This window comes from Azospira oryzae (assembly GCF_004217225.1).
GTDB lineage: Bacteria > Pseudomonadota > Gammaproteobacteria > Burkholderiales > Rhodocyclaceae > Azospira > Azospira oryzae.
Window position 1 is genome coordinate 1,539,058 of sequence record NZ_SHKM01000001.1, and the last position, 25,042, is coordinate 1,564,099.

Here is a 25,042-nt window from a genome sequence, read left to right on the forward strand (position 1 = left end):
TTGCCACAGAGGGCACAGAGATCACAGAGTTTTTAGCGGTCCAGTCCTGGCTCTGCGTGAATAGAGGATACGTCACAGCACCCGGTGCTTGAGGGCCGGCAGGTTGGCCCGGGTCTCGGCGATGCAGCCGTGGTCGAGCAGGCCCAGGACCACGCCGGGGCCTTTCAGTTTGCGGTCCACGATGGTGCCCCAGGGGTCCACGATCATGCTGTTGCCGTGGGTCTCCCGGCCGTTCTCGTGCTTGCCGCCCTGGCCCACGGCCAGCACGTAGCACTGGTTCTCGATGGCCCGGGCCCGCAACAGGATTTCCCAGTGGGCGCGGCCGGTGGTTTCGGTGAAGGCGGCGGGCACCACGATCAGGTCCACCGGCGCCAGGCGGCGGTACAGCTCGGGGAAGCGCAGGTCGTAGCAGATGGAAAGACCGATGCGGCCATAGGGCGTGTCGAAGGCCACCGGCTCGCTGCCGGCCTCGATGGAGGCGGCCTCGTCGTAACGCTCCAGGCCTTTCTGGAAGCCGAACAGGTGGATCTTGTCGTAGCGGGCCACGCGCTGGCCGGCCGGGTCGTAGACCACGGTGGAATTCATCACCTTGGCCGCGTCCTTCGCCTCCAGGGGAATGGAGCCGCCGATGAGCCAGATGCCGTGCTGCTTTGCCGTGGCGGCGAGGAATTCCTGGATCGGGCCGTGGCCGTCGACTTCCCGCACCTTGACCTTGTCGCCCTCGGCCATGCCCATGATGGGGAAGTACTCGGGCAGGGCGACGATGCGGGCGCCCTGGGCCGCCGCTTCGGCGACACCGTGGGCGGCGGCCGCCAGGTTGTCGGCGACCCGGGGGCCGGACACCAGCTGCACGGCGGCGATCAGGGCATTTTCGGTCTTCTGGCGCTCAGGGCTTGGCGGATTCATCGGTCTTGGCCTTCTCGGATTTATCGGCTTTGGCGGCGGATACTTTTTCCACCTTGGGGTCTTCCCAGCTGCCGGTGACGGCGTATTCGAAAGCAAAAATCTGGTCCACCGGATTCTGCAGCACTTTCTGGGCGATGAGGGCGGCCACGCCGGCCACCGGATTGACCAGGGCCGCCGTGCCCAGGGCCACGGAGCTGCCCAGGGCCGGCTGCACCCGCACCCGCAGGTTCTGGGTTTCGTTGTCCAGGTTGATGTCGCCCTTGATGCCCACCTTGGCCGCCGGACCGTCGATGCTGAGGTCCGAGGTCTTCATCAGACCATTCTGCACCTTGAAGGTGCCCTCCACGTTGTCGAAGGCGAAACCTTCGGAGAAGACATCTCGGAAATCCAGGGTGATACGCCGGGGCAGGGACTGCAGGGAAAGCAGGCCGATGAGCTTGCCGATGCCCGGCTCCACCTTGGCGAACTGGCCCTTCTCCGCCGTCAGCTTGACCTCGCCGGAGAGGCTGGGAATGTCCAGGGTGGTGGGCGTGTTGTTCCAGGCCAGCTTGCCCGCCAGGGTGGCGCTGCCCCGCTTGAGGGTGCCGGGGAAACCCAGGCGGTCCAGGTACTTGCCGGCATCCCCCGCTTCCAGCCTGAACTCCACGTCGGTGCGGTGGGCGCCCCGGGGATCGGTGCGCCACAGGCCCTTGCCGTTGATGGAGCCGTCCGGGCTGGAGAGCAGCACCTTGTCCAGGCGCCACACCCGGCCTTCGTTGCGGGCCAGCAGTTCGAGCTTGCCGAAGCGGCGGCTGCCCAGGGTGAAGCTGTCGGCAACGATGTCCAGGCCCGGCAGTTCGTCCTGGTTCTCGGCCTCGCCCAGGCGCTGCATGGCTTCCTGCTGGGGCGTGCTTTCCGGCAGGGTCAGGTATTTGAGGCGGGCCTTGACCCTGCCTTGGCCGGCGCCGTCCCAGTTGATCTGGCCGGCGGCTTCCTTGGCGTTGACCTCCACCTGCCAGCTGTTGCCGGCGGGCGCGGCCTTCAGGGTGACGTCGTGCAGGCGCCGCCCGGAGATGTCCAGCAGGGGCGTCTTCAGCACCGCCAGGGAGAGGGGCGCCGCCGACTCGCCGACAGCGGCACTGCCGCCACTACTGGCGCTGCCGCCGTTGCCGTTGGCCGGGGTCAGGGCCTTGAGCCAGAAATCCGCATCCACGCTGGGCAGATTCACCGTCAGGGCGAGGCCCCGCTCAGGCAGGCTGAGGCCTTCGCCGATGGCGATGGCGCCGCGCTCGGTGACCGGGCCGGCGGCTTCCCGGCGGCGGATGATGTGGGCGCTGGCCAGTTTGCCCAGGGTGAATTTCACCTGTTCCCTCGCCACCGGCGCCGGCGCGCCCTTGCGGGGGGCGGCTTCGGCCAGGGCGCCCCGCTCCAGGTGCAGGGGCAGGGCGGCGGCGGCGCTCTTGTTGAAGGGCTCGGGCAGACTGGAGGCCAGACCCTTGAGGTCGGAATCCACCACCAGCTCCGCCGTCTTCTTGCGCACCCGCACCTCGCCCTTCCAGGCGGCGCTGCCGGAGACGTTGTCGAACAGGGGCAGGTCCAGCTGGCGGCGCAGGGCAGCGGCGGTGAGGCTGCCGGAGGCATTGACCAGCACCTTGTCGCCCTCGTTGCTGGCGGAGAGCTTCATGGGGCCGCCGAGGAACTGGCCGGTGATTTCCCTGACGCTGATGCCGGCGTCGGTGAAGTGCAGGCGGCCGTTGGCCTGGGTGATGGGCGGCAGGCCCGGCTCCACCGTCACCTGGTTGTTGAGGAATTCGTAGTCGCCCTTGATGCGGCTGTCGGCCATGCGGCGCAGGAACAGTTCCAGCTGCAGGTTGAGGCGGCCTTCGCCCTGGGCCTTCATGCCGTCGGTGAAGTTGTCGATCTTGTCGCCCACCGGGCTCTGGTCGATGAACTTGAGGAATTCGCCGGTGGGGCCTTCGGCCTTGCCGGTGATGCTGAGCAGCTCCTCCGGCGCCTCCAGGTCGGCGATCTCGGCCTTGACGCCGGAGAGGCGGGCTCCCAGCAGCTTGGCGCTCTTGGCTTCGATCAGCATGCGGGCGCCCTCGAAACGCAGGGAGCCCTGGATGTCGTCGATGCGGGGCCAGCCGGAGGCATATTCCAGGGTGGCGCCGTTGATGCGGGCGGTGACCAGGAACTGGCCGTCTTTGGGGTCGAGGAAGGGGAAGCGGGCCAGGTCGCCCTTGAGCACCAGCTTGGCCTCGGAGGCGGTGCCGCCGGTGATGGAGCTCTTCAGCCAGTCCCGGGCGTCCTGGGACACCACCTTGGGCATGTAGCGCCAGACGGCAGTGCCGTCGGCCTTGCTGATGCCGGCGGTGAGGTCGATGCTGCCGGGGCCGTCGCCGCTAAGGCGGTAGGTGCCCTGGGCCGAGCCGGTGGCGTCGGGGCCGTTGAAGGTGAGGCTGTCCAGGCTGACGTCGAGGCGGCTGCCGTCGATCTTCCAGCTGACCTGGCTGTTGAGGGCATCCACCGCCAGGCGCGGATCGGGGAAGACCTGGGGCAGTTCCAGCTGGGCCTTGGCCGAGCGCAGGGTGAGGCTGCCGCCCCGGTCCCCGGCGTCCACCGTGCCGCTCATGCCGGCAAAGCCCGGGAAGCGGCTGCTGGCCTTGATGCCGAGGCCGTCGAAGCGGGCCTTGAGGTTGTAGTCCTGGGGCTTGCCCTCGTTTTCCGTCCAGCTGGCCTTGAGGTCCCGCACCAGGCCCCGGGGGGCGTAGTCGTTCAGCCACTGGCGCACCTCGGCCCCCAGGGGTAGGTGCTCGGCCAGGGCCGCCAGGGCGCCCAGGTCCAGGGTGGTGGCGGCGGCGCTGCCGCGGCGGCGGTCGGAGAAAAGGCCGCCCTCCTGCCAGGAAAAGGCGAAATCCGTGGGTTCCAGGCTGGTGCCGTCCCGGGTGGCAAGGCCGACCCGCTTGCCGGAGAAGCGGGTGTCGCCGTTGCGCCGCTCGCCGCTGATGCGGCCCGCCAGGCGCAGCAGGTCCAGTTCCGGCAGGTCCTTGGCCAGCTTCAGGCGCAGGTCCTGCAGGCCCACGTCGGCGGTGGCCGCCACCGGCAGGCCCTTTTCCACCTCCAGCCACAGGCGCAGGGCGCCGCTGCCCTGGGGCAGGGAAACGGGGTAATCGACCCAGGCCTGCCAGGCCGCCAGGTCGGTGTGCACGAATTCGGTGTACAGCTCGCCGCTCCAGTCCTCCAGCCGCTGCGGATCGGAGCCCCGCAGGTCGCCCCGCAGGTCGAGGCGGGAAGCCAGTTCCGCCGGCGGCAGGGCAGAGAGGCCGAAGCGGTGGCGGCGCCCCCGGTTTTCCAGGAGGAAATTCACCGCCTCCAGGGTCAGGGGCGGGGCGCCCCGCTGCAGGTCTTCCCAGACGATGGTGGCGTCCTTGATGTGGATGCGCTCCTGGCTCAGCACCCAGTGCAGGGCGCTGCCGTCGCTCTTGCCGTCTTCCAGGGGAATGCCGGCCACCTCGAAGCGGCCGTCGGCGAGGCGCCGCACCAGCAGGGTCGGCTCGCTGATTTCCAGCAGGTGCAGGCGGGGCGAGAGATGGGGCACGCTCCACCAGGAGAGCACGCTCTCCACCCGCTCGAAGGCCAGGGCCGGATAGCCCTGCCTGTCGGCCACCCGCACGTCGGCCAGGGTCAGCTCGGGGCGCAGGCCGCGCCAGCCGGCGTCGATGTGGCCGATGGTGACCGGCAGGCCGACGGCCTGGCTCACCGCCTGTTCGATGTCGGCCCGGTAGTTGCCCACGTTGGGCAGCACCCAGTAGCGCAGGGCCAGCACCAGGAAGGCGAAGACGAAGTAGACCACCACCCCCGCCACCAGGGCCAGGCGGCCGACACGGCGCCAGAACTGGCGCGCCCGGGGGCTGACGAGGAAGGGCAGGAGGGCGTGCAGGCGGTGGTAAAGGGCCGACCGCAGGACGGAATCAGTCATGGGCCTCGACCGGCAACAGGGCGGAGGCGGCGGCAACGATGGCGGCGGCGCTTTGCAAAGGTATTGGGCGGGTCACTACAATGGCAAGTTCTGGGCGAAGGGGTGGATTTTAACCCAGCCACCCCCGGAAACCCCGGATATAACCGGATGATTCCCTGATGAATAACGATTCCAACAATAACGCCGCTCCCGCCCCCGCCGCCGACACGACTTTTCCCGCCGCCTGGCAACCCGCCCTGGACCACAGTGCCTACCTGCGCCAGCTGCTCTCCTGCCGCGGCGAACTGGTGCCGATCCTGGCCGAATCCTGGCAGCGCCCCCTCACCGCCGCCGACCTGGAGGAGTGGATCGCCCAGGCCGCCCCGGCCGACGAGGAAGCCCTGAAACCGGTGCTGCGCCGCCTGCGCCAGCGGGTCATGGCCCATCTCATCATCCGCGACCTGGCCGCCGCCGCGCCCCTGCAGGAGGTGGTGGAAACCATGACCCTGCTGGCCGACATCACCACCAACTTCGCCCTGGACTTCGTGCACCGCAGCCTGGTGCAGCAGTACGGCGAACCCCTGGACAGCCAGGGCCGACCCCAGCGCCTGCTGGTGGTGGGCATGGGCAAGCTGGGCGGACGGGAGCTGAACGTCTCCTCCGATGTGGACTACATCTTCGTCTATCCGGAAGAAGGCCAGACCGCCGGCCGCGCCGACGGCGGCGGCCAGGTGGACAACTACGATTTCTTCCACCGCCTGGGCAAGCGCCTCATCATCGCCCTGGGGGACCTCACCGCCGACGGCCAGGTCTTCCGCGTGGACATGCGCCTGCGCCCCAATGGCGATTCCGGCCCCCTGGTGTGCAGCCTGGACGCCCTGGAAAACTACTTCATCACCCAGGGCCGGGAATGGGAACGCTACGCCTGGATCAAGGCCCGGGTCATGAACGCCGGCGCCAACGACGTGAACAACTGGGGCCCGGTGCTGAGCCAGACCGGCCGCCCCTTCGTCTTCCGCAAGTACCTGGACTTCGGCGCCATCAACGCCATGCGCGACCTGCACGCCCAGATCCGCCGCGAGGTGGCGCGCAAGGACATGGCCAACCACGTCAAGCTGGGCCCCGGCGGCATCCGGGAAATCGAGTTCATCGCCCAGGTATTTCAGCTGATCCGCGGCGGCCGCGACACCGCCCTGCAGATCCGCCCCACCCTGCAGGTCCTGGCCCTGCTGCCGGAACGGGGCCTGATGGCCCAGGAGGCGGTGGACGAGCTGAGCACCGCCTACGACTTCCTGCGCCGCCTGGAACACCGCCTGCAATACGTGGCCGACCAGCAGACCCACAGCCTGCCTGAAGATGCGGAGGGCCAGGCCCGCATTGCCCGTTCCATGGGTTTTCCCGACTACCCTGCCCTGCTGGCCGTGCTCGACGGCCATCGCCAGCGGGTCTCCCTGCACTTCGAGGCCGTCTTTGCCGAACCGGAGGCCCCCAGCTCCCAGAGCGAAACCCTCACCGCCCTGTGGCAGGGCGCCCTGGAATGCGACGGCGCCCAGGAAAAATTCGCCGGCCTCGGCTTTGCCGACGTGCAGGACTCCCTGGAACGGCTGCAGGCCTTCCGCGACGGCGCCCGCTACCAGCAGCTGCCCGCCAGCAACCGGGAACGCATGGACGCCCTGGGCCCGCGCCTGATCGAAGCCGCCGCGGCCACGCCGACGCCGGACCTGACCCTCTCCCGCTGCCTCGCCTTCCTCGAGGCCATCGGCCGCCGCGGCGCCTACCTGGCCCTGCTGCAGCAGTATCCCCAGGCCCTGAAGAAGGTGGCCGAACTCATCGGCGGCTCCAGTTGGGCCGCCGAATACCTGACCCGCCACCCCATCCTGCTCGATGAACTGCTGGACCCGCGCCTGCTGGAAGTGGCCACCGACTGGCAGCGCTTCCGCCGCGAACTGCGCCGGGCCCTGGACGAATGCGCCGGCGACACGGAACGGGAAATGGACCTGCTGCGGGAAATGCACCACGCCCAGGTCTTCCGCCTGCTGGCCCAGGACCTGGCCGGCCTGCACAGCATCGAGAAAATCTCCGACCACCTCACCGAGCTGGCCGACATCATGGTGGCCGAGACGGTGCGCCTGTGCTGGGGCAAGCTGAAGACCCGGCACCGGGAAGAGCCCGTCTTCGCCGTCATCGGCTACGGCAAGCTGGGGGGCAAGGAGCTGGGCTACGCCTCCGACCTGGACATCATCTTCCTCTTCGACGAAAAGAAGGACACCGCCCAGGAGGCCGAAGAGGTCTACGCCCGCCTGGCCCAGCGGGTGAACACCTGGCTCTCCTCCCAGACCCCCGCCGGCCTGCTCTTCGAGACCGACCTGCGCCTGCGCCCCAACGGCGATTCCGGTCTCATGGTCTCCTCCCTCGCCTCCTTCCGCGAATACCAGCTGCACAGCGCCTGGGTGTGGGAACACCAGGCTCTCACCCGGGCCCGCTTCGTCGCCGGCGATACGGACGTGGGCCGGGGCTTCGACGCCATCCGGGAGGAAATCCTGCGCCAGCCCCGGGACCGGGCCAAGCTCAAGGAAGAAGTGCTGGCCATGCGGCAGAAGATGATCGACGCCAACGCCTCGGATGCCGAAACCGTGGCCCGGGGCGAATTCGACATCAAGCAGGACCCGGGCGGCATCATCGACGTGGAATTCATCATCCAGTACCTGGTGCTGGGCCACGCCCACGAGCACCTGGAACTCACCGGCAACCTGGGCAACATCGCCCTCCTCGGCATCGCCGCCCGCCTCGGCCTGATCCCCGCCGCCCTGGCCGAGCCGGTACAAAACGCCTACCGCGACTACCGCCGCCTGCAACACGCCAAACGCCTCAACGGCAGCCCCAAGAGCCGGGTGGCAAGGGACTCGGTAGCCGAGCGCATCGCCGCGGTACGGGCGTTGTGGGAGGAAGTGTTTAAGGGGTAAGGGCTAAGGGGCGGCGGATGCCGCGGGCTCGAAATGAAAAAGCCGCCGGGAATCCGGAGGCTTTTTCGAGGGGCGAACGTAGAGGTAAAGGTGACCGGAAAGCAAAGCGCAGAGGGATAGCCGAGTTGGGCAGCATTACGGCATACCCTTTAAGCCTTGAAATTCCAAGGCGGTCAAAAAATTTTTGAGCATGCGCGCTTGCTCTTCTGGACTGTTTGACACTGATGAATTGGCCCACCGCTCGAACGCTCTTGGGTTGAAGTCGATTAAACCGTTTCCTCCGCTCTCAACGTCAACCACGAAATAGCGAGTTCCTTCGCGGTACTCAACCGTGAGACGGCCCGTAAACTGGACTTCGAAGCCATCACTGCTTCGAACCCCTTGCTTATTGAGCCACGTGAACAAGGTTCTATGCTCCCAACGTTCGAATTCTTCGGACTGAGTAGCTTCTCGCGCGAGACCGGTGGAATGATGGGGTAGGGCTCACGAAGGGAGCCATGACTTAACCTGGGTCAGTTGATTCAAGGAACCCAGTGCCGCCTTAGGTAGGACAAATGCCTGAGAATTGTCGATGAATAGATACAGATTCTTGCCATCTTCTGCGAGGTAACGGAACGAAGACCAGGGGTAGTAAGCTTCGCCATATGCTCCCTTTGCGGAAAAACCACTGGGGTCAAGGTCGACCGTTTGTTCAGACAAGAACCAACTCTCAGGGGATAGCATTACCTTGCGATAGATTCGTTGCTTGAAAAAGGCTCCGGCAACTAGCAGACCGACGCCAACGACGAATGCGGCAGCAACAAACATCAAGTCGCGGGTCATCTCGGGGAATTTTTGGAACAGTGCAACATAAGAGGCAAACGCAATTCCTAAAGGCACCCAAATGAATAGGTTCGAAAAAAAGAGCTTCGAGTTGGCACTCGAAAGCTGAGTCAGCCGCCGATTTACGACTTTATGAAGTGCGACGAAATCGGCCTGAGACAGGGTAAATGAGCAATGCATCGGTGGTTAGCCTTGTGAGTCCCAACGTTCAAGCGTAGCCGACGGCAAAAAGCTCATCTTTTTGACGGATGGCTAAGCACTAAACGCGCTGCTTATTTTTTTAGCTTTGTCGCCGGGCGATGCTTCTGAACGATAGCGGCAATTTCAGAATTGAGATTTGCTTGATCTCGATCTATTTTCTCTTGCTGCTTTGCTTGCTGCTCTCTGAGTATCTGAGCGCCTTTGGGGTCAAACCGTACCCCAACATAATTTGCCGGGTTTTCTTCAGGAAAATCTTCGAAGTATTCAGACCATTCGCCCATTTTCATCTCCTGTAAAAATTTGGTGCCTAACGCCCAAGTTCACCAGCAGCCACACGAAACATGGGCATCCGTGTGCAATGCTCGGCTAAACACAGCGTAGTAGCGGCCAGCAAACGCCAGGCCATGAGCATAATCAGCCACCCAACATATGTCGAGTGACTAGGTCAAAACACTGCGCTTTCAGCCCCCGGAGAACCTGGGCACCAACTCAGCCACTGGCCATCCCTGAATCGTCCCGCCCCCCTGCCCTGCAACCCAATCCCCACGCCCCTCCCAGCCAGGCCATGCCGGAGAAGCGCATCCCGCCTGCCTCCCAGGCCGGCACCCGCAAACTCCCCATTTCCCCCATACCGGCCTCCGGCTCGCATGGGTGTATAATCCCGGCCCTATGTCCTTGATGCCACATTTACTTTTCTGCGGAGACGCCCCCTTTGCGTTTTGACGAACTGGGCCTGGCGCCCGAAATTCTTAAGGCCGTGACCGAGATGGGTTACGCCGAAGCAACCCCGATTCAGCAGCAGGCCATTCCCCTGGTCCTGCAGGGCAAGGACCTCAAGGCCTGTGCCCAGACCGGTACCGGCAAGACCGCCGCCTTCACCCTGCCCCTGATCCAGCGCCTGCTGCACCTCGATACGGCCAGCCCGTCGCCGGCCAAGCACCCGGTGCGCGCCCTGATGCTGGCCCCCACCCGGGAACTGGCGCTGCAGGTGTATGAGTCGGTGAAGTCCTACACCAAGTACACCCACTTCCGCTCCATCTGCCTCTTCGGCGGCGTGGATATCAAGCCCCAGATCGCCGAGATGAAGAAGGGCGTGGAGTTCGTCGTCGCCACTCCGGGCCGCCTGCTGGACCACGTGGAACAGAAGAGCGTCTCCTTCAATCAGGTCCAGGCCCTGGTGCTGGATGAGGCCGACCGCATGCTGGACATGGGCTTCATCCCCGACATCCAGCGCATCCTCAACATGCTGCCGAAGACCCGGCAGAGCCTGCTCTTCTCCGCCACCTTCTCCAACGAGATCCAGCGCCTGGCCGACACCATGCTGCAGTCGCCGATCCTGGTGGAAGTGGCCCGGCGCAACCAGGTGAACGACACCATCACCCACCGGGTGCACCCGGTGGCCGAGACGCGCAAGAAGGACCTGCTGATCAAGCTGCTGCGCTCCGGCGAAATCACCCAGACCCTGGTCTTCATGCGCACCAAGCAGGGCTGCGGCCGTCTGGCCCGGGAACTGGAGCGGGCCGGCATCGCCGCCGACTCCATCCACGGCGACAAGTCCCAGAACGAGCGCATCAAGGCCCTGGATGCCTTCAAGAACGGCGGCTGCAAGGTACTGGTGGCCACCGACGTGGCGGCCCGCGGCCTGGACATTGACCACCTGCCCTACGTCATCAACTTCGAACTGCCCCACACGCCGGAAGACTACGTGCACCGCATCGGCCGCACCGGCCGCGCCGGTCGCCAGGGCAACGCCATTTCCCTGGTCTGCGCCCACGAGGTCGGCTATCTGGCGGATATCGAAAAGCTGATCAAGATGCAGATCGAGCAGGTGGCCGTGGCCGGCTTCGAGCCGGAGATGGATTACGAATATCCCCCCGGCAGCGGCAAGAAGCGCCGGGCCCACGAGACCCACGCCCCGTCCCAGCCCGTGGCCGGCCGCAGCAAGCCCCCGGTGAAGCGCAACAACATGATCGCCAAGGACGGCTTCGACTTCTCCAAGCCCTACGAGCCCAAGGCCGCCCCGGCCACGGTGCCGAGCAAGGAGGAAGCGGCCCACACCCCGGTCGGCAAGCCCGATCCCCACAAGCCGAAGAAGCCCATGGTGGCGGCCCTCCTGGGCGGCCTGGGGCGCAAGTAAGGCAAGCCTGCGGGCAGCGAAAAGGCCACCTCCCGGTGGCCTTTTTTACTCCCGGCATCCGAATCAACCGAGCGGGCCGCCCACGGGGCCGGCCAAGAAAGCAAGCATGAGCGACGCACCGATGATCCGCTGGAGCGAAGACGGCACCGACCACACCGCCCTGTGGCGCTCCGAGGCCGGGCTGCCGCCGCCGAAGCGGGTGCTGGTGGCCGACGACACCCTCAACGCCGACCAGGCCTACCGTCTGGCCTGCGAGGGCACGGCCCTGCTCTGGCGCGGCGACTTCCACAACGGCCGCCAGCTGCTGCAGGCCCTGGCCCGGCGCATCGAGCGCAAGCAACCCAAGGGCAAAGGCAAGGCCAGCAAGGACACCGCGCCGGCCTCCCTGACCCAGGCCTTCCACCTGCACCGCCAGGCCCAGGGCCAGCGGGCCCGCATCCTGGCCATGCTGCTCATCGCCGTGGACGCCGACTACCGGGTGAACCTGCGCCGGGCGCCGGATTTCAGCGCCGCCTGCACTGAGGCCTACGGCCCGGCCGGGGAGCCCTTCGTCGTCAGCCTGCGGGAACTGCAGGCCCTGGTGGGAGCCCACGAATGGCGCAAGAAGGGAGTCAATATCCCGGCCCTGGGCGCCACCATCCACCCCCATTACGGCGTTTTCTCGCCCCTGCGCGGCGAATACCTGGAACTGCTGGCCCAGGCCCCCCTTCCTGCCTCGGACCTGGCCTTCGACATCGGCACCGGCAGCGGCGTCATCGCCGCCCTGCTGACCAAGCGGGGCCTGGCCAAGGTGGTGGCGACAGATCTGGACCCGCGGGCCCTGGCCTGCGCCCGGGAAAACCTGGAACGCCTGGGCCTGGCCGCCCGGGTGGAACTGCAGCAGCGGGACCTCTTTCCCGAGGGGCGGGCGCCCCTGGTGGTGTGCAACCCGCCCTGGGTGCCGGCCAAGCCCAGCTCCCCCATCGAATACGCCGTCTTCGACCCGGACAGCCGCATGCTGCGTGGCTTCCTGGCCGGCCTGAAGGACCATCTGGCGCCCGGCGGCGAAGGCTGGCTGATCATCTCCGACCTGGCCGAGCACCTGGGCCTGCGCTCCCGCCAGCAGCTGCTCGACTGGATCGCCGCCGCCGGCCTGGAAGTGGCGGCCCGCCACGACATCCGCCCCAGCCACGGCAAGACCCGGGACGCCGACGATCCCCTGCATGCCGCCCGGGCCGCCGAAGTCACCTCCCTGTGGCGCCTGCGGGCCGCTTAGCGCCGGCAGCAGGGCCCGCCCCGGGCCGGTCAACGCAAAAGGGCCGCGTCGTGACGCGGCCCTTGTCTTGAGGGGAGACTGTTTCAGGGATTGGCGTTGCGCATGCCGCCGGGGCCCATACCGCCACCGCCGGGACCCATCCCACCCCCACCGGGACCCATGCCACCGCCACCGGGACCCATGCCACCTCCCGGGCCCATGCCGCCGCCCCGGGCCGGCGGCACCTCGGGCAGGGTCACGCCTTTTTCCTTGGCCCGGGCCTGCATGGCCTCGTGGTGTTCCAGGCGCACCTTTTCCCGCTCCTCGGCGGTCTTGGCGCTGCGCATCTTGGCCCGGTGTTCGCGGCGCTCCTGGGGCGTCATCAGCTGGCTGCCGTAAATCTGCTCCTGCTTGGCCGGCGCCGCCTGTTTGGCGGTATCGGCGGCCTGGGCCAGGCCGGGCAGCAGCAGGGCGCCCAGGAGGGCGGAAACGGCACAGAGGGTCGGTGTTTTCATGATTGGCTCCTTCCACAGAGGGGTTGGCAAGACACGGCGATTCCCTGCCTTCAATCTAGGCCGCCGCGACCCGGGATGCCAGAATCAATATCAAAAAATGCTGATGAAGCGGTGAGAGCCGGCCACCGCCAAAGCTCAGGCCGTCACTCCCTGCAGGCCGCCGAAGAAGGTCTCGGTGCCGCCGTCGCCCTTGAGGGTGATGTAGAAACTCTGGTTGTTGTAGGCGATGCGGGCTTCCACCAGGGCAGCCTGGGCCGAGGGATTGCCCTGCAGCGCGGCATAGCGGGCGGCGTAGTCCTCGTAACCCTGAACGGCATGAAGCATCTCTTCGCCGGAAGCCACCTCGGCGAACTGGTCCCGCAGCTCCGTGTCTTCATGGAACAACTGCTCGATCCTGGCCTTGTCCGGGTGATCGTTGGCGACGCTGACGTAGCCCATGCGGTCCGGCGTCAGCACGGGCTCGGGTGGCACCTGGATGCCGGCCTGGCGGAACTTCTCTGCCGCATTGGCGGCAAACTTTTCCTTGGCGGCGGCCACCGATGCGGGCGTGGGGCACTCCAGGGGCGGCAACTCCTGGGGCAGGTTGCTGGCGGCCGCCGTCTGGGTGGCAGCGCTGCTGCCGTCAGTGGCGGCGGCCTTTACCGGCGTGGCCGAGGCGGTGCTGTAGGTTGCGTAGAGTCTGTTGAGGGAAGCGATGTTCATGACCGGCTCCGGGGGGAAGACGGCCATGCATTTGCGATTTCCATGCCAGCGGCCTGGCGGCGGATGGCTCAGGGCAGCAGGCGGAGGATGGCCAGGGAGCAGTTGTCGCCCTCCCCCTGGCAGCGCTGGCGGGCCCGGTTGATGAGGATTTCCGCCGCTTCCCGGGCCGGGAAGGCGGCCAGCACGCCGCCGATCTCGGCGTCGGAGAAATAGGCCCAGAGGCCGTCGGAGCAGAGCAGGAAGTTGTCGCCAGGCTGGACCTCGGCCTGGCCCACGTCGATCTTGGGATCGTCCTTGTCGCCCAGGGAGGTGAGCAGGACATTGCGGTTGGGGTGGATCAGGGCCTGCTCCGGCGTGATCTTGCCGGCCCGCACCAGATGCTCGACGTAGGAATGGTCGGCGCTGTGCTGCAGCAGCCGGTCGCCCCGGTAGTGGTAGAGGCGGGAGTCGCCGCAGTGGGCCCAGGTGGCGCCGCCGGGCTCCAGCACCAGCATGACGGCGGTGCTGTGGGGGTCCTTCTCGTTGAGGAAGCGGCTGGTGCGGATCAGCAGATGGGCCTCGTGGATGGCGGTGCGCAGCAGGTCGCCGGCAGCTTCATCTTTCGGGGCGTAGCTGGAGAAGTTGTTCTGGGCGGTATGCACCACCTGCTCGGCCGCCAGGGCGCCGCCGGTGTGGCCGCCCATGCCGTCGGCCAGCACGGCCAGCACCGTGCCCTTGAGCCGGGGATGGGCCATCAGCCCCACCCGGTCCTGCTGTTCCTTGCGGTCGCCCTGATGCTGGGCGACGCAGGCATCCAGGGTCAGCGCCATGAGAGGCTCCCGGGGCCGTGCCTAGCCGAGCAGCTTGTCCTTGATTTCCTCGGCGCTGGGCACCTTGCCCGCCATGTGGGGATTGCGGCTGTGGAAGACCCGGGTGGCGGCGACGATGACCTGATGCACTTCCTGCTGGGTCAGTTCCGGGTGGCTGTCACGCACCACGCGGAAAGCCAGGTGTTCCAGGGAGTGGCCGCCCCAGGTGTTCTTGGGGTCGAAGAAGGGTTCGATCTGCACATACACCGCGTCGAATACATTGCGCAGTTTGCTGTTGCCGCGGCGGTCGGGGCGTTCCTGACCGTTGGCGTCGATAAAGGTGGCCGTATTCAAGGGTGCTGTCCTTCAGGGGATGGTTTTTCCGGACGATTATAGCGCCGGGGCCGGCCCCGAGTCAGGATTGGTGCTGAAAGCGCTCCAGCAGCACGTCCAGGTATTCGGGCAGGTCGTCGGCATGGATGCCCAGTTCCTCCTGCACGTCCTCCACCACCCGGCCCCAGTCCGGGTCGTCCAGGTGCAGATACTGGTGGTAGGCGTGGATGGCCAGCTGGATGATGGCCGCCAGGCTGCGGGAGTCGCCCGGCACCAGCTGGGGCAGGTCGTGGTGGAAGCGGATGGCCTCGCAGATGAACTCGGGCAGGTGCCAGTGGCGGGCCACGAAATAGCCGACGACGCAGTGGTCCGCCTGGTATTTCTTGTCCTCTTCCAGCAGGTCGATCCAGGTGTCGTTCTCCTCCAGGTGCATGGCCCGGCAGTAGGAGGGGAAACGCTCCATCAGCAGGGGCACGCCGCAGTCGTGGAAGATGCCGGCCAGGTAGGCCTGGTCGGGGAAGACGTTGCACACCATGACCCGTTCGTCGGCGATCAGCATGGCCAGCTGGGCGATGGTCTGGGAGCGGCTCCAGAAGCGCTCGTAGGCCTTGCGGTGCTTGGAAACCTTGTTGGCGCCCATGAGGGCGATGGCCTGCACCAGGTTGAGGGTCTGCTTGAGGCCGATGGCCTGGAGGATTTTCTCCAGGTTGTCGAAGGGCTGGTGCTGGCGGTAGGCGGAGGACTGCACCGCCTTGAACAGCATGGCGGTGATGCCCGCATCCTGGGAAATGACCCTGGCCAGGGCCCGCAGGTCCGCCTCGTCGCTGCGCAGCAACCGCTCCAGTTCCTCCACCACCTTGGGCTGGGGCGGCAGCTTGACGCCCTGGGACAGCAGCCGCTGCAGCGTCTTCTCGTCCTTTTGCAGACGGCTTTCAGGGACGGATTCGACCGTTGCGGCGGCGGAGGCAGAGGAGGTCATGGGGCCTTAAGTCTGGGGTAATTGCTCTTCCAGCAATTCTACCCAGTGCCGCACCGGCACGGCACTAGGAGTCCCCCTAGGTGCGCCGCCGCTCTGCAGGTGGGTGAGACAGCCGATGTTGGCAGTGGCGATCACTTCCGGCAGGCCGGCGCCGAGGGCCGAGAGCTTGTTGTCCCGCAGCTGCTTGGACAGTTCCGGCTGCAGGATCGAGTAGGTGCCCGCCGAGCCGCAGCAGAGGTGGCTGTCGGCCACCGGGGTGAGGGTGAAGCCGGCGGCGGCCAGCAGCTCCTCCACCACGCCGCGGATGCCCTGGCCGTGCTGCAGGGTGCAGGGCGAGTGGAAGGCCACCTTGCGCCCGGCCGCCGGCTGGTGGGCCAGCAGGGGCAGCAGGGCTTCCTTCTGGGCCAGCACCAGTTCGGCCGCGTCCTTGGTCAGCTCGGCGATGCGGGCCGCCTTGGCGGCGTAGGCCGGATCGTCCTGCAGCAGGTGGCCGTATTCCTTGACGTGGGCGCCGCAGCCGGAGGCGGTCATGAGAATGGCCTCGGCGCCGGCCTCAACATGGGGCCACCAGGCGTCGATGTTGCGCCGCATGTCGTCCAGGGCCGCTTCCTGGGCATTGAGGTGAAAGCGCAGGGCGCCGCAGCAGCCGGCCTTTTGCTCCTCGATCATCTGGATGCCCAGGCGGTCCAGCACCCGGGCCGCGGCGGCGTTGATATTGGGGGCCAGGCCGGGCTGCACGCAGCCGGCCAGGGCCAGCACCTTGCGCTGGCGCACCGCCGTGGGCCGGGGCTTGGCCGGCCCGCCGGCGGCCGCGGGAATCTTGTCGCCGAGGACGGAGGGCAGGAAGGGTTTCAACACCTTGCCCACGGCCACCGCCGGGTTGAACAGCCAGGGCCGCGGCAACACTTCCCGCAGGGCCAGGCGGGTCAAGGCTTCCAGACCGCCCCGGGGCACCCGTTCCTCCACCACCTGGCGACCGATGTCCAGCAGGCGGTGGTACTTCACGCCGGAGGGGCAGGTGGTCTCGCAGGAGCGGCAGGTGAGGCAGCGGTCCAGGTGCAGGCGGGTGCGCTCGGTCACCGGGCCGCCCTCCAGCACCTGTTTGATCAGGTAGATGCGGCCCCGGGGGCCGTCCAGCTCGTCCCCCAGCAGCTGATAGGTGGGACAGGTGGCGGTACAGAAGCCGCAGTGCACGCAGGTGCGCAGGATGGCGTCCGCCTCCTTGCCGGCAGGCGTGTCCTTGATGAAATCGGCGAGTTGGGTCTGCATCTCAGAGGCCCTCGTAGAGGCGCCCGGCGGCGAAGACGCCGCGGGGGTCAAAAGTGGCTTTCAGGCGGCGATGGATGTCCAGCAGGGGCGAGGCCAGGGGGTGGAAGGCCTGGTCCCGGGCCGCTGCCGGGCCGCGGAACAGGGTGGCGTGGCCGCCGGCCTTTTCCGCCGTTTCCCGGATGCGCCGGGGCTCGGCGTCGGACACCAGCCAGCGCTGGGCACCGCCCCACTCCACCAGGGTGCGCCCCGGCAGGTCCAGCTGGGGCGCCGTGGAAGGCACGGCGAGGCGCCACAGGGCGGGCTCGTTGGCACCGCCGGCGCCGGCGAAGAAGGGATGGGTCTGTTCCCGCACCCCGGCCCAGAAGGCAGACGCAATGCCGGCCTCCACCAGGGTGCCGCCAAGAGCGGCCTGGGCTGCGGCGACGGCGGCACGGGCGCCGGAAAGGCGCACCGTGATTGCCTCTCCGTCCGGGTGCCCGGCGTCGCTCCACACCGTGGCGGAAATGGGCAGGGGCTTGCCGCCCCACTGGTTCATCAGGGCCAGGGCCTTGGCCTGGGAGGTTTCCAGGCGGATGGTGGCCTCGGCCACGGGCCGGGGCAGCACCTTGAGGGACACTTCCAGCAGCAGACCCAGCTGCCCCAGGCTGCCGGCCAGGAGCCGGGGCACGTCGTAGCCGGCCACGTTCTTCATCACCTGGCCGCCGAAGTTGAGCACCTGGCCCTGGCCGTCCATCAGACGCACGCCGAGGACGAAGTCCCGCACCGCCCCGGCCTGGGCCCGGCGGGGGCCGGAAAGACCGGCGGCGACCATGCCGCCGACGGTGGCGTCAGGGCCGAAATGGGGCGGTTCGAAGGCCAGGTACTGGCCCTTTTCCGCCAGCACCGCCTCCAGCTCGGCCAGGGGCGTGCCGGCCTTCACCGTGACCACCAGTTCGGTGGGCTCGTAGGCCACCACGCCGCGATGGCTGCGGGTGTCGACAATGTCGCCCTGCACCGGGCGGCCGTAGAAGTCCTTGCTGCCGCCACCCCGGAGCAGCAGGGGGGCGCCGGCGGCAGCGGCCAGGATGCGTTCCCGGCACTGTTGTTCAAAAACCTGGCTCATGCCTGTTCTCCACGGGTCTGGCGATACTCCCGGCAGCGGGCCGGGGTGGGGATGGCCTTGCCCGGGTTGAGCAGGCCGGCCGGGTCGAAGGACTGCTTGATGCCCTCGAAGCGGGCCAGCTCCTCCGGCGTGAACTGGGCGCACATCTGGGTGATCTTCTCCACCCCGACGCCGTGCTCGCCGGTGATGGAGCCCCCCAGGGCCACGGACAGCTCCAGGATCTCGGCACCGAAGGCGGTGGCCCGCTCCAGTTCGCCGGGCTGGTTGGCGTCGTACATGATCAGGGGGTGCAGGTTGCCGTCGCCGGCGTGGAAGACATTGGCGCAGCGCAGGCCGTATTTCTTCTCCATGGCGGCGATGGCGGTGAGCATCTCCGCCACCCGCTTGCGCGGAATGGTGCCGTCCATGCACAGGTAGTCCGGGGTGATGCGGCCCACGGCGGGGAAGGCGGCCTTGCGCCCGGCCCAGAAGCGCAGCCGCTCGGCCTCGTTGGCGGAGACCCGCAGGGAGGTGGCGCCGCTCTTTTCCAGCACGGCGCGCATGGCGGCGATTTCCTCCTCCACCTCCTCCGGCGTGCCGTCGGATTCGCACAGCAGCACGGCCTCGGCGTCGAGATCGTAGCCTGCCTTGACGTAGGGCTCGACAGCGTGGGTGGCGGGCTTGTCCATCATCTCCAGGCCGGCGGGAATGATGCCGGCGGCGATGACCTCGGCCACCGCGTTGCCGGCCTTGGTGACGGAATCGAAGTAGGCCAGCACCACCTTGGCCACCTGGGGCTTGGGCGTCAGCTTCACCAGCACCTCGGTGATCACCGCCAGCATGCCTTCGGAGCCGTTGAGCAGGGCCAGCAGGTCGAAGCCCGGGGCATCCAGGGCGGCGCTGCCGAAGGTCACCGGCTCGCCGGCCATGGTGTAGCCCCGCACCTGCAGCACGTTATGCACGGTGAGGCCGTACTTGAGGCAATGCACGCCGCCCGAGTTCTCCGAGACGTTGCCGCCGATGGTGCAGGCGATCTGGGAAGAAGGGTCCGGCGCGTAGTAGAGGTTGTAGGGCGCGGCGGCCTCGGATACGGCCAGGTTGCGCACCCCGGGCTGGACCAGGGCGGTGCGGGCCACCGGGTCCACCTTGAGGATTTTCTTGAACTTGGCCAGGGACAGCAGCAGGCCCTGGTGGTGCGGCATGGCGCCGCCGGAAAGGCCCGTGGCGGCGCCCCGGGGCACCACCGGCACCTGGAGCCGGTGGCACAGCTGCAGGATGGCCTGCACCTCCGCCTCCGTCTCCGGCAGGGCCACCGCCAGGGGCAGGTTGCGGTAGGCCGTGAGGCCGTCGCATTCGTAGGGGCGCAGGTCCTCCGGCTCCCCGTAGACCCGGCCCGGGGGCAGGATGCGCCCCAGGGCGGCCAGCAGGGCCGCCTGGTCCACGGCGAAATCCGGACTGTCCGGCAGACGGTCACCCATGGTCGTTCTCCTCGTGCGCTGGACCCACGGCCAGCTTGGCTTCAAGACAGGTTGCTTGGGGCGCCGCGCCCACCCGGGCCGCCGCCTGATAAAGATGGCCGGCCGCCGCCTGGCGTGCCGCCGCTGCATCGCCAGCGGCGATGGCGGCGTAGAGCCGTTCGTGTTCGGCCTGGGCCGCCGCGGCCCGGCCCGTGGCATGGCCGGCTGCGTCCCAGGTGGGACGGCGGCTTTCGGAAAACTGGGCGGAAAGGAAGCTGACGAAGCGGCGGATTTCCGGGTTGTGGGTGGCGGCGGCAATGGCCTGGTGGAAGACGTCGTCGTCCTCGGCGCCGTCGTCGCCCTGGCGCACCGCCTCCCCCATGGCCTGCAGGGCCGCGTACATGGCCGCCAGGTCGGCCGGGGTGCGGCGCCGCGCCGCCAGTTCCGCCGCCCCGGTCTCCACCAGGGCCCGCAGTTCGAAGATGTGGCTGAGGGCTTCCCCCGCCGGGGTCCCCGGGGCCAGCTTGAAGCTGCCGCTGTCGGGCCGGGCGGCCACGCTCATGCCCGAACCCTGGCGCGAGGCCACCAGACCGTCGGCCTTGAGGCGGGCCACCGCCTCCCGCACCACGGCGCGGGAAACGCCGAACTCGGCGGCCAGGGCCATTTCCGTCGGCAGGCGCGCCCCCGGCGCATAGGCGCCGCTGCGGATGCGCTGCTCCAGGGCCGCCCCGATGTCGGCGGAAAGCCCGGCCGAAGGGCCCACGCCACGGCCCCGGGCGGAACCCGGGGCGGCAGTGCTGGCAAGGGATGGGGAAGCGGCCATAAAAGTTGTCTGACAAATTTTTGCCAAGACTAAAACCCGCCCCGCCACCGGTCAACCTAGGGGAAACCCTCCCCGCCCCCGGCCTGTGCCCCACGCCGGGCGGAGAGGAAATGCAACAGCCCCGGCGGCATCTCCCTCGGCACTTCCAGCATGAACCCGGCCAGCCAGCCGGCAATGGGGTCAGCGGGCAGCGTGACCCCGCTAACGTCGCGGGCCAGATGGAAATAGGCGGCCCCATAGGCGCGCAACCCGGCCGGGCCGGCAGCGCCAAGCCTCGCGGCAGTTGGCGACAGCAACAGCCGACGGCAGCGGCCGTGACGGAACAGGAACACCACCCGGGCCGCCCCGCAGCCGGCCAGGGGCTCCCCCCAGCCATTGACCAGCCCTTCCCCCGGCCTCTCGTACAGACACAGCTGCCGGCACCCGGGCAAGGGCGGCAGGACTTCAGCCATAGGTGCGCCAGAAGAAGGCGCCGGCCATGAGGAAGTTGAGCAGCACCACCCCCTTCCGCAGACGCCGGGGTTCCAGGCGCTGACTGAGCCGCGCCCCCAGCCAGCCCCCGGCAACGGCGCCGGCCGCCAGGGCCAGGCCCGGCCCCCAGCGCACCTGGCCGGCGACAATGAAGCAGAGGACGGCCACCGCATTGGTGGCGCCGACGAACAGGCTCTTGGCACCGTTCACCGCCCGCAGTTCGGTATGGCCCCAGATGCCCCACAGGGCCATCATCATGATGCCCACGGCGCCGCCGAAATAGCCGCCGTAGACGGCCAGCAGGCCCTGGCCGGCCAGCATGACGCCCGCCCCCGGATGGCGCTGCCGTCGCAGCAGGCGGCCCGCCGCGCCGCCCCAGGCGAAGGCCACGGCCCCCAGCAGGAGCAGCCAGGGCACCAGCAGGTCGAAATGGCGCGAGGGTGTCAGCAACAGCAGAATGGCGCCGATCAGCCCGCCGGCCAGGCTGACCGCCAGCAGGCGGGAGGTGGCCACCCCGGGAAAGGGGCAAAAGTCCCGCCGCAGGGTCCAGGCGCTGGCCAGGGCGCCGGGGAACAGGGCCACGGTGCTGGTGGCATTGGCGACGGTGGACGGCACCCCGGCCAGGATCAGGGCCGGCAGGGTGACGAAGGAGCCGCCGCCCGCCAGGGCATTCATGGCGCCGGCCAGGGTGCCGACGGCGAGAAGCATGAGTGAGTTTTCCATGAGCCTCAGTCTGAAACATGGATCACCCCCTGAAAATCGGCATTTTTCTCAGGCACACTTCGGCTATTCCATAGGCTGAGCAGGGAGCCGCACCATGCGTTTCGATCTCACGGACCTCAATCTCTTCATCCAGGTCGCTGACAGCGGCAGCATCACGGCTGGCGCCGAGCGCTGCCATTTGTCCCTGGCCTCGGCCAGCGCCCGCATCCGCGGCATGGAGGAAACCCTGGGCACGCCCCTGTTGCAACGGGGCCGGCGCGGCGTCACACCGACACCCGCCGGCCGGGCCCTGCTGCACCACGCCCAGACCATCGCCGCCCAGGTGCAGCATCTGCGCGGCGATCTGGGCCAGTATGCCCAGGGCCTCAAGGGCCACATCCGGCTGCTGGGCAACACCGCCGCCCTCAGCGAGTTCCTGCCGGAGGCCCTGGCCGCCTTTCTCGCCGCCCATCCCCAGGTCGATGTGGACGTGGAGGAACGGCTCAGCCACCACATCGTCGAGGCCATCGCCGCCGGCCTGGGCGATGTGGGCATCATTGCCGACTCGGTGGACCCGGGGGAGCTGGAAACCCTGCCATTCCGGGAAGACCGCCTGGTGCTGGTATGCAGCCGCCGCCATGGGCTAGCCGGGAGCGAGACGGTCAATTTCGCCGACACCCTGGACTGGGAATGGGTCGGCCTCACCCCGGGCAGCGCCCTGCCCGACTTTCTCGCCGCCCATGGCGCCCGCATCGGCCGCCAGCCCCGCTACCGGGTGCGGCTCGGCAATTTCGACGCCCTCTGCCGCATGGTGGAAGCGGGCGTCGGCGTCGGCATCGTCCCGGTGACGGCAGCCCGCCGCTACGCCCGCAGCATGGACCTGGCGGTGGTGCCCCTGGCCGATGCCTGGGCCAGCCGCCAGTTGCGGCTCTGCTGCCGCCGGCTGGAGGCGCTGCCGCCCTACGCCCGGCAGCTGGTGGAGCATCTGCGGCAAGCCCCGCCGCCGGCCATCTGAGGCGCCACACCCGGCCCCCGGCGTCTCATTCGCCGCCCCTGCCCGGCGGCCCGTCCGCCAGTTCCTCCCACACCGCGGCGAAGACTGCGGCAGAAAGGGTTTCTTCCTCCACCGCCCGGGCCAGCACCACACCGCCTACATGGGAGGGCATCAGGGCCTGGGGCCGGCGACGAAATTGCCTGGCCTCGGCCGCCCCGGCCCGGCGACACCCTGCGGGGGAAAAGCGAGGTGCAGTCCGTGCTGCCCTCCCGTTCCAAACCCCAGCAGGGCATGGTCACGGTGCGCAGCGAAATCCTCAACCAGCACGGCGACACGGTGCAGATGCAGGTGCAGACCGCCAAAATGGTGGTGCCGCGCCGGCGCCTGAGCCGGCCAAGGGCCCGGCCTCAGCCGTTGCCCTCCTCCGGCAGCACCAGCACGGCGCGGAAGTCGTTGACGTTGGTGCGGGTGGGGCCGGTCAGCAGCAGGTCCCCCAGGCCGGCGAAGAAGCCGTAGGCGTCGTGGCCGGCCAGATGGCCCTGGGCGTCCAGGCCGGCGGCGGCGGCCCGGGCCAGGGTTGCCGGATCGATGCGGGCGCCGGCGTTGTCCTCGGAGCCGTCGATGCCGTCCGTGTCCGCCGCCAGGGCGTGGATGCCAGGCCGGCCGCCGAGGGCCAGCGCCAGGGCCAGGAGGAATTCGCTGTTGCGCCCGCCCCGGCCCAGGGGCGCGCCCGGCGCCACGCTGACGGTGGTCTCGCCGCCGGAGAGGAGCACGCAGGGCGGCGCCAGGGGCGTGCCGTGGTCCTGGCAGGCCAGGGCCAGGCCGGCCATGACCTTGGCCACCTCCTTCGCCTCCCCTTCCACCCGGTCCCCCAGCACCAGGGGCGTGATGCCGGCGGCCCGGGCGGCCTCGGCGGCGGCCAGGAGGGACTGCTGGGGGCGGCCGATGAGCCGGTAGTCGCTGCGGCCGAGCCGGGAATCGCCGGGCTTGGGCGTCTCCAGGGCGCCGGACTGCAGCAGGGCGGCCACTTCCGGCGGCACCTCGATGCCATGGCGGGCCAGTACCGCCAGGGCGTCGGCGCAGGTAGTGGGATCGGCCACGGTGGGGCCGGAGGCGATGACCGAGGGGGCGTCGCCGGCCACGTCGGAAATGGCCAGGGTCAGCACCGGGGCCGGCCAGGCCGCGGCGGCCAGGCGCCCGCCCTTGACCGCCGAGAGGTGCTTGCGCACGCAGTTGATCTCGCCGATGTCGGCGCCGCTGAGCAGCAGGGCCCGGGTCAGGGCCCGCTTCTGGGCCAGGTTGACGCCGGGGGCCGGGGCCGCCATGAGGGCGGAACCGCCGCCGGAAATGAGGGCCAGCACCCGGTCCTTTTCCGTCAGGCCCCACACCTGTTCCAGGATGCGGGCGGCAGCGGCCTCGCCGGCGACGTCCGGCACCGGATGGGCCGCCTCCACCACTTCGATGCGGCGGCAGGGCAGGCCGTGGCCGTAGCGGGTCACCACCAGGCCGGAAAGGGGGCCGGGCCAGCGCTCCTCCACCGCCCGGGCCATGGCCCCCGCCGCCTTGCCGGCGCCCACCACCACCAGGCGCCCGCCCTCGGGCAGGCTGGCCGGGTCCGGCAGATGGGGCGGCACCAGCCGGGCCGGATCGGCGGCGGCGAGGGCGGCCTGCAGCAGGTTGTGCAGCAGGGCGTCGGGGGCGAGTGGCTTGTGGGAGGCAGCGGACATGGGGACTCCGGGAAAAGTCGGGACTGGCCGGACGGCACTCGCCGCCAGCGTCGGCGGCTGGCGGCGGCTGGCGGCAGAAGCGGGGCCGATGGCCCGCGCCGGTGCTGCCCGGGCCGGCCGTGCGCTGGGCAGGTCGCCCGGCAGCGCGCTATTACCTCGCTATTACCTAATGCATACTTTCTTGACCTGGATCAACGGCCGCCGGCGTCCAGGGGTTAGGCTGACCGCCCAGCCTCCGGGCTCCCTGCGGCCAAGGGCCCGGTCTGCGCCGGCCTCGGGCCGGCCGGGGCGGACATGGGGCCGTTGCCCCGTTGCCGCCTTTTTACCGCCTTCTGCCTTTCTGACCATAGCGCCCGCCCATGAGCACCGAACTTTTCACCTGGAGCGACGATTTTTCCGTCGGCATCCAGGAAATCGACGAACAGCACAAGGTCCTGGTGGGCCTGCTCAACCAGCTCCACGAGGCCATCCGCGACCACCAGGGCAGCGCCACCTCCCGGGAGATCCTGGACCGGCTGGCCGACTATACCCGCACCCATTTCACCGTGGAAGAGAGCCTCATGCGGGTCACCAACTACCCGGATTTCCCCGGCCACAAGGCCCAGCACGAGGAGCTGATCCGCCAGATCCGGGAGCTGCAGGAGAAGCTGGACACGGGCAAGGCCGCCATCAGTTTCGAGCTGCTGCACTTCCTCAAGGTGTGGCTGACCAAGCACATCAGCGAGACCGACAAGCGCTTCGGCAGCCACTTCCTCGGCGTGCCCCTGGCCGCCGACTGGTCGCCGGAGGTGGAGGCGGCCATGAACTCGAAGAAGGCCTGGTGGCGCTTCTGGTAAGCCGGGCCGCTTGAGGCCGGCAGTGCAGGAAAACGGCAGCGAGGCTGCCGTTTCTTTTTGCCGCGGCCGTGGCGCCCCGGGCGATGCTGCCGCCCCCGCGGCTTGCCGCTTATAGGGGACTGCCGCCGGGAAAATCGGCCCGCCTGCCCCGTAAGCGACAACGCC

The 25,042-nt window shown here is 68.6% G+C and carries 23 protein-coding genes; 5 read left to right on the forward strand and 18 right to left on the reverse strand.

All coding sequences use genetic code 11. The features are described from left to right. Positions 1-72: 72 nt before the first annotated feature. Positions 73-906, reverse strand: coding sequence for a carbon-nitrogen hydrolase family protein (locus EV678_RS07010; protein ID WP_130458982.1), 834 nt, complete (start codon positions 904-906; stop codon positions 73-75). Next, a complete protein-coding gene (locus EV678_RS07015; RefSeq protein ID WP_130458983.1) occupies positions 887-4,864 on the reverse strand; it encodes a YhdP family protein in 3,978 nt (1,325 codons plus the stop codon). The genes EV678_RS07010 and EV678_RS07015 overlap by 20 nt, the downstream gene beginning before the upstream one ends. 158 nt (positions 4,865-5,022) lie before the next feature. On the opposite strand from EV678_RS07015, the gene glnE reads away from it, so the two are divergent. Beyond that, positions 5,023-7,806: a bifunctional [glutamate--ammonia ligase]-adenylyl-L-tyrosine phosphorylase/[glutamate--ammonia-ligase] adenylyltransferase gene (gene glnE, locus EV678_RS07020; protein ID WP_130458984.1), complete on the forward strand. Its 2,784-nt coding sequence runs from the start codon at positions 5,023-5,025 to the stop codon at positions 7,804-7,806. A gap of 135 nt (positions 7,807-7,941) precedes the next feature. Here glnE and EV678_RS07025 read toward each other — a convergent pair whose 3' ends face one another. From EV678_RS07025 to EV678_RS07035, 3 genes are all read right to left on the reverse strand, one after another. Continuing rightward, positions 7,942-8,211: a hypothetical protein gene (locus EV678_RS07025; protein ID WP_130458985.1), complete on the reverse strand. Its 270-nt coding sequence runs from the start codon at positions 8,209-8,211 to the stop codon at positions 7,942-7,944. A gap of 78 nt (positions 8,212-8,289) precedes the next feature. After that, on the reverse strand, positions 8,290-8,808 hold the full coding sequence (locus tag EV678_RS07030; protein ID WP_130458986.1) for a YcxB family protein: 519 nt from the start codon (positions 8,806-8,808) through the stop codon (positions 8,290-8,292). Positions 8,809-8,900: 92 nt separating this feature from the next. Next, complete coding sequence (locus EV678_RS07035; protein WP_130458987.1) at positions 8,901-9,110, reverse strand: hypothetical protein; 210 nt, start codon at positions 9,108-9,110, stop codon at positions 8,901-8,903. 431 nt (positions 9,111-9,541) lie between these two features. Here EV678_RS07035 and EV678_RS07040 point away from each other — a divergent pair, with 431 nt between their 5' ends. Together EV678_RS07040 and EV678_RS07045 are read left to right on the forward strand one after the other, a co-directional pair. Further along, positions 9,542-10,966, forward strand: coding sequence for a DEAD/DEAH box helicase (locus EV678_RS07040; RefSeq protein ID WP_014238415.1), 1,425 nt, complete (start codon positions 9,542-9,544; stop codon positions 10,964-10,966). A 106-nt stretch (positions 10,967-11,072) separates the two neighbouring features. Continuing rightward, entirely contained in the window at positions 11,073-12,221 is a 1,149-nt protein-coding gene (locus tag EV678_RS07045) for a methyltransferase (protein WP_130458988.1), read from the forward strand. Between the two features lie 83 nt (positions 12,222-12,304). Here EV678_RS07045 and EV678_RS16055 read toward each other — a convergent pair whose 3' ends face one another. From EV678_RS16055 to EV678_RS07100, 11 genes are all read right to left on the reverse strand, one after another. Continuing rightward, positions 12,305-12,715 carry a hypothetical protein gene (locus tag EV678_RS16055; RefSeq protein ID WP_014238417.1) on the reverse strand — a complete coding sequence of 137 codons (411 nt, stop codon included), beginning with the start codon at positions 12,713-12,715 and terminating at the stop codon, positions 12,305-12,307. A 135-nt stretch (positions 12,716-12,850) separates the two neighbouring features. After that, on the reverse strand, positions 12,851-13,417 hold the full coding sequence (locus EV678_RS07055; protein ID WP_014238418.1) for a hypothetical protein: 567 nt from the start codon (positions 13,415-13,417) through the stop codon (positions 12,851-12,853). Positions 13,418-13,485: 68 nt separating this feature from the next. Further along, positions 13,486-14,226: a PP2C family protein-serine/threonine phosphatase gene (locus EV678_RS07060; protein WP_130458990.1), complete on the reverse strand. Its 741-nt coding sequence runs from the start codon at positions 14,224-14,226 to the stop codon at positions 13,486-13,488. Between the two features lie 21 nt (positions 14,227-14,247). Then, on the reverse strand, positions 14,248-14,559 hold the full coding sequence (locus EV678_RS07065) for a hypothetical protein (RefSeq protein ID WP_014238420.1): 312 nt from the start codon (positions 14,557-14,559) through the stop codon (positions 14,248-14,250). Between the two features lie 61 nt (positions 14,560-14,620). After that, on the reverse strand, positions 14,621-15,517 hold the full coding sequence (locus EV678_RS07070) for an HDOD domain-containing protein (protein ID WP_014238421.1): 897 nt from the start codon (positions 15,515-15,517) through the stop codon (positions 14,621-14,623). 6 nt (positions 15,518-15,523) lie between these two features. Next, the gene (glcF, locus tag EV678_RS07075) at positions 15,524-16,786 is read right to left on the reverse strand and encodes a glycolate oxidase subunit GlcF (protein ID WP_130458991.1); all 1,263 of its coding nucleotides are present in this window, start codon (positions 16,784-16,786) and stop codon (positions 15,524-15,526) included. Position 16,787: 1 nt separating this feature from the next. Next, entirely contained in the window at positions 16,788-17,888 is a 1,101-nt protein-coding gene (glcE, locus tag EV678_RS07080) for a glycolate oxidase subunit GlcE (RefSeq protein WP_130458992.1), read from the reverse strand. Next, a complete protein-coding gene (locus tag EV678_RS07085) occupies positions 17,885-19,345 on the reverse strand; it encodes an FAD-linked oxidase C-terminal domain-containing protein (RefSeq protein WP_130458993.1) in 1,461 nt (486 codons plus the stop codon). The genes glcE and EV678_RS07085 overlap by 4 nt, the downstream gene beginning before the upstream one ends. Continuing rightward, positions 19,338-20,147, reverse strand: a complete 810-nt coding sequence (locus tag EV678_RS07090) for a FadR/GntR family transcriptional regulator (protein WP_130458994.1) — start codon at positions 20,145-20,147, stop codon at positions 19,338-19,340. Before EV678_RS07090 ends, EV678_RS07085 begins: the two co-directional genes overlap by 8 nt. Before the next feature lie 56 nt (positions 20,148-20,203). Continuing rightward, positions 20,204-20,599: a hypothetical protein gene (locus tag EV678_RS07095; protein WP_130458995.1), complete on the reverse strand. Its 396-nt coding sequence runs from the start codon at positions 20,597-20,599 to the stop codon at positions 20,204-20,206. Then, positions 20,592-21,326 carry a sulfite exporter TauE/SafE family protein gene (locus EV678_RS07100; RefSeq protein WP_130458996.1) on the reverse strand — a complete coding sequence of 245 codons (735 nt, stop codon included), beginning with the start codon at positions 21,324-21,326 and terminating at the stop codon, positions 20,592-20,594. Before EV678_RS07100 ends, EV678_RS07095 begins: the two co-directional genes overlap by 8 nt. A gap of 109 nt (positions 21,327-21,435) precedes the next feature. Here EV678_RS07100 and EV678_RS07105 point away from each other — a divergent pair, with 109 nt between their 5' ends. Then, the gene (locus EV678_RS07105) at positions 21,436-22,335 is read left to right on the forward strand and encodes a LysR family transcriptional regulator (RefSeq protein ID WP_130458997.1); all 900 of its coding nucleotides are present in this window, start codon (positions 21,436-21,438) and stop codon (positions 22,333-22,335) included. Positions 22,336-22,360: 25 nt separating this feature from the next. Here the strand turns inward: EV678_RS07105 and EV678_RS16465 are convergent, their stop codons facing one another. Further along, on the reverse strand, positions 22,361-22,486 hold the full coding sequence (locus EV678_RS16465) for a hypothetical protein (RefSeq protein ID WP_268907595.1): 126 nt from the start codon (positions 22,484-22,486) through the stop codon (positions 22,361-22,363). A 235-nt stretch (positions 22,487-22,721) separates the two neighbouring features. Continuing rightward, a complete protein-coding gene (locus EV678_RS07110; protein WP_130458998.1) occupies positions 22,722-24,041 on the reverse strand; it encodes a glycerate kinase type-2 family protein in 1,320 nt (439 codons plus the stop codon). A 359-nt stretch (positions 24,042-24,400) separates the two neighbouring features. On the opposite strand from EV678_RS07110, the gene EV678_RS07115 reads away from it, so the two are divergent. After that, a complete protein-coding gene (locus EV678_RS07115; protein WP_014238430.1) occupies positions 24,401-24,877 on the forward strand; it encodes a bacteriohemerythrin in 477 nt (158 codons plus the stop codon). Positions 24,878-25,042 lie beyond the last annotated feature (165 nt).

Coding starts and splice junctions, on each gene's coding strand:
- EV678_RS07105 (WP_130458997.1), top strand. CDS start 21,436: ATGCGTTTCGATCTCACGGACCTCAATCTCTTCATCCAGGTCGCTGAC.
- EV678_RS07070 (WP_014238421.1), bottom strand. CDS start 15,517: ATGACCTCCTCTGCCTCCGCCGCCGCAACGGTCGAATCCGTCCCTGAA.
- glcF (WP_130458991.1), bottom strand. CDS start 16,786: ATGCAGACCCAACTCGCCGATTTCATCAAGGACACGCCTGCCGGCAAG.
- EV678_RS07095 (WP_130458995.1), bottom strand. CDS start 20,599: ATGGCTGAAGTCCTGCCGCCCTTGCCCGGGTGCCGGCAGCTGTGTCTG.
- EV678_RS07100 (WP_130458996.1), bottom strand. CDS start 21,326: ATGCTTCTCGCCGTCGGCACCCTGGCCGGCGCCATGAATGCCCTGGCG.
- EV678_RS07010 (WP_130458982.1), bottom strand. CDS start 906: ATGAATCCGCCAAGCCCTGAGCGCCAGAAGACCGAAAATGCCCTGATC.
- EV678_RS07110 (WP_130458998.1), bottom strand. CDS start 24,041: ATGTCCGCTGCCTCCCACAAGCCACTCGCCCCCGACGCCCTGCTGCAC.
- EV678_RS07115 (WP_014238430.1), top strand. CDS start 24,401: ATGAGCACCGAACTTTTCACCTGGAGCGACGATTTTTCCGTCGGCATC.
- EV678_RS07060 (WP_130458990.1), bottom strand. CDS start 14,226: ATGGCGCTGACCCTGGATGCCTGCGTCGCCCAGCATCAGGGCGACCGC.
- EV678_RS07045 (WP_130458988.1), top strand. CDS start 11,073: ATGAGCGACGCACCGATGATCCGCTGGAGCGAAGACGGCACCGACCAC.
- EV678_RS07090 (WP_130458994.1), bottom strand. CDS start 20,147: ATGGCCGCTTCCCCATCCCTTGCCAGCACTGCCGCCCCGGGTTCCGCC.
- EV678_RS07055 (WP_014238418.1), bottom strand. CDS start 13,417: ATGAACATCGCTTCCCTCAACAGACTCTACGCAACCTACAGCACCGCC.
- EV678_RS07035 (WP_130458987.1), bottom strand. CDS start 9,110: ATGGGCGAATGGTCTGAATACTTCGAAGATTTTCCTGAAGAAAACCCG.
- glcE (WP_130458992.1), bottom strand. CDS start 17,888: ATGAGCCAGGTTTTTGAACAACAGTGCCGGGAACGCATCCTGGCCGCT.
- EV678_RS07015 (WP_130458983.1), bottom strand. CDS start 4,864: ATGACTGATTCCGTCCTGCGGTCGGCCCTTTACCACCGCCTGCACGCC.
- EV678_RS07030 (WP_130458986.1), bottom strand. CDS start 8,808: ATGCATTGCTCATTTACCCTGTCTCAGGCCGATTTCGTCGCACTTCAT.
- EV678_RS07085 (WP_130458993.1), bottom strand. CDS start 19,345: ATGGGTGACCGTCTGCCGGACAGTCCGGATTTCGCCGTGGACCAGGCG.
- EV678_RS16465 (WP_268907595.1), bottom strand. CDS start 22,486: ATGCCCTCCCATGTAGGCGGTGTGGTGCTGGCCCGGGCGGTGGAGGAA.
- glnE (WP_130458984.1), top strand. CDS start 5,023: ATGAATAACGATTCCAACAATAACGCCGCTCCCGCCCCCGCCGCCGAC.
- EV678_RS16055 (WP_014238417.1), bottom strand. CDS start 12,715: ATGAAAACACCGACCCTCTGTGCCGTTTCCGCCCTCCTGGGCGCCCTG.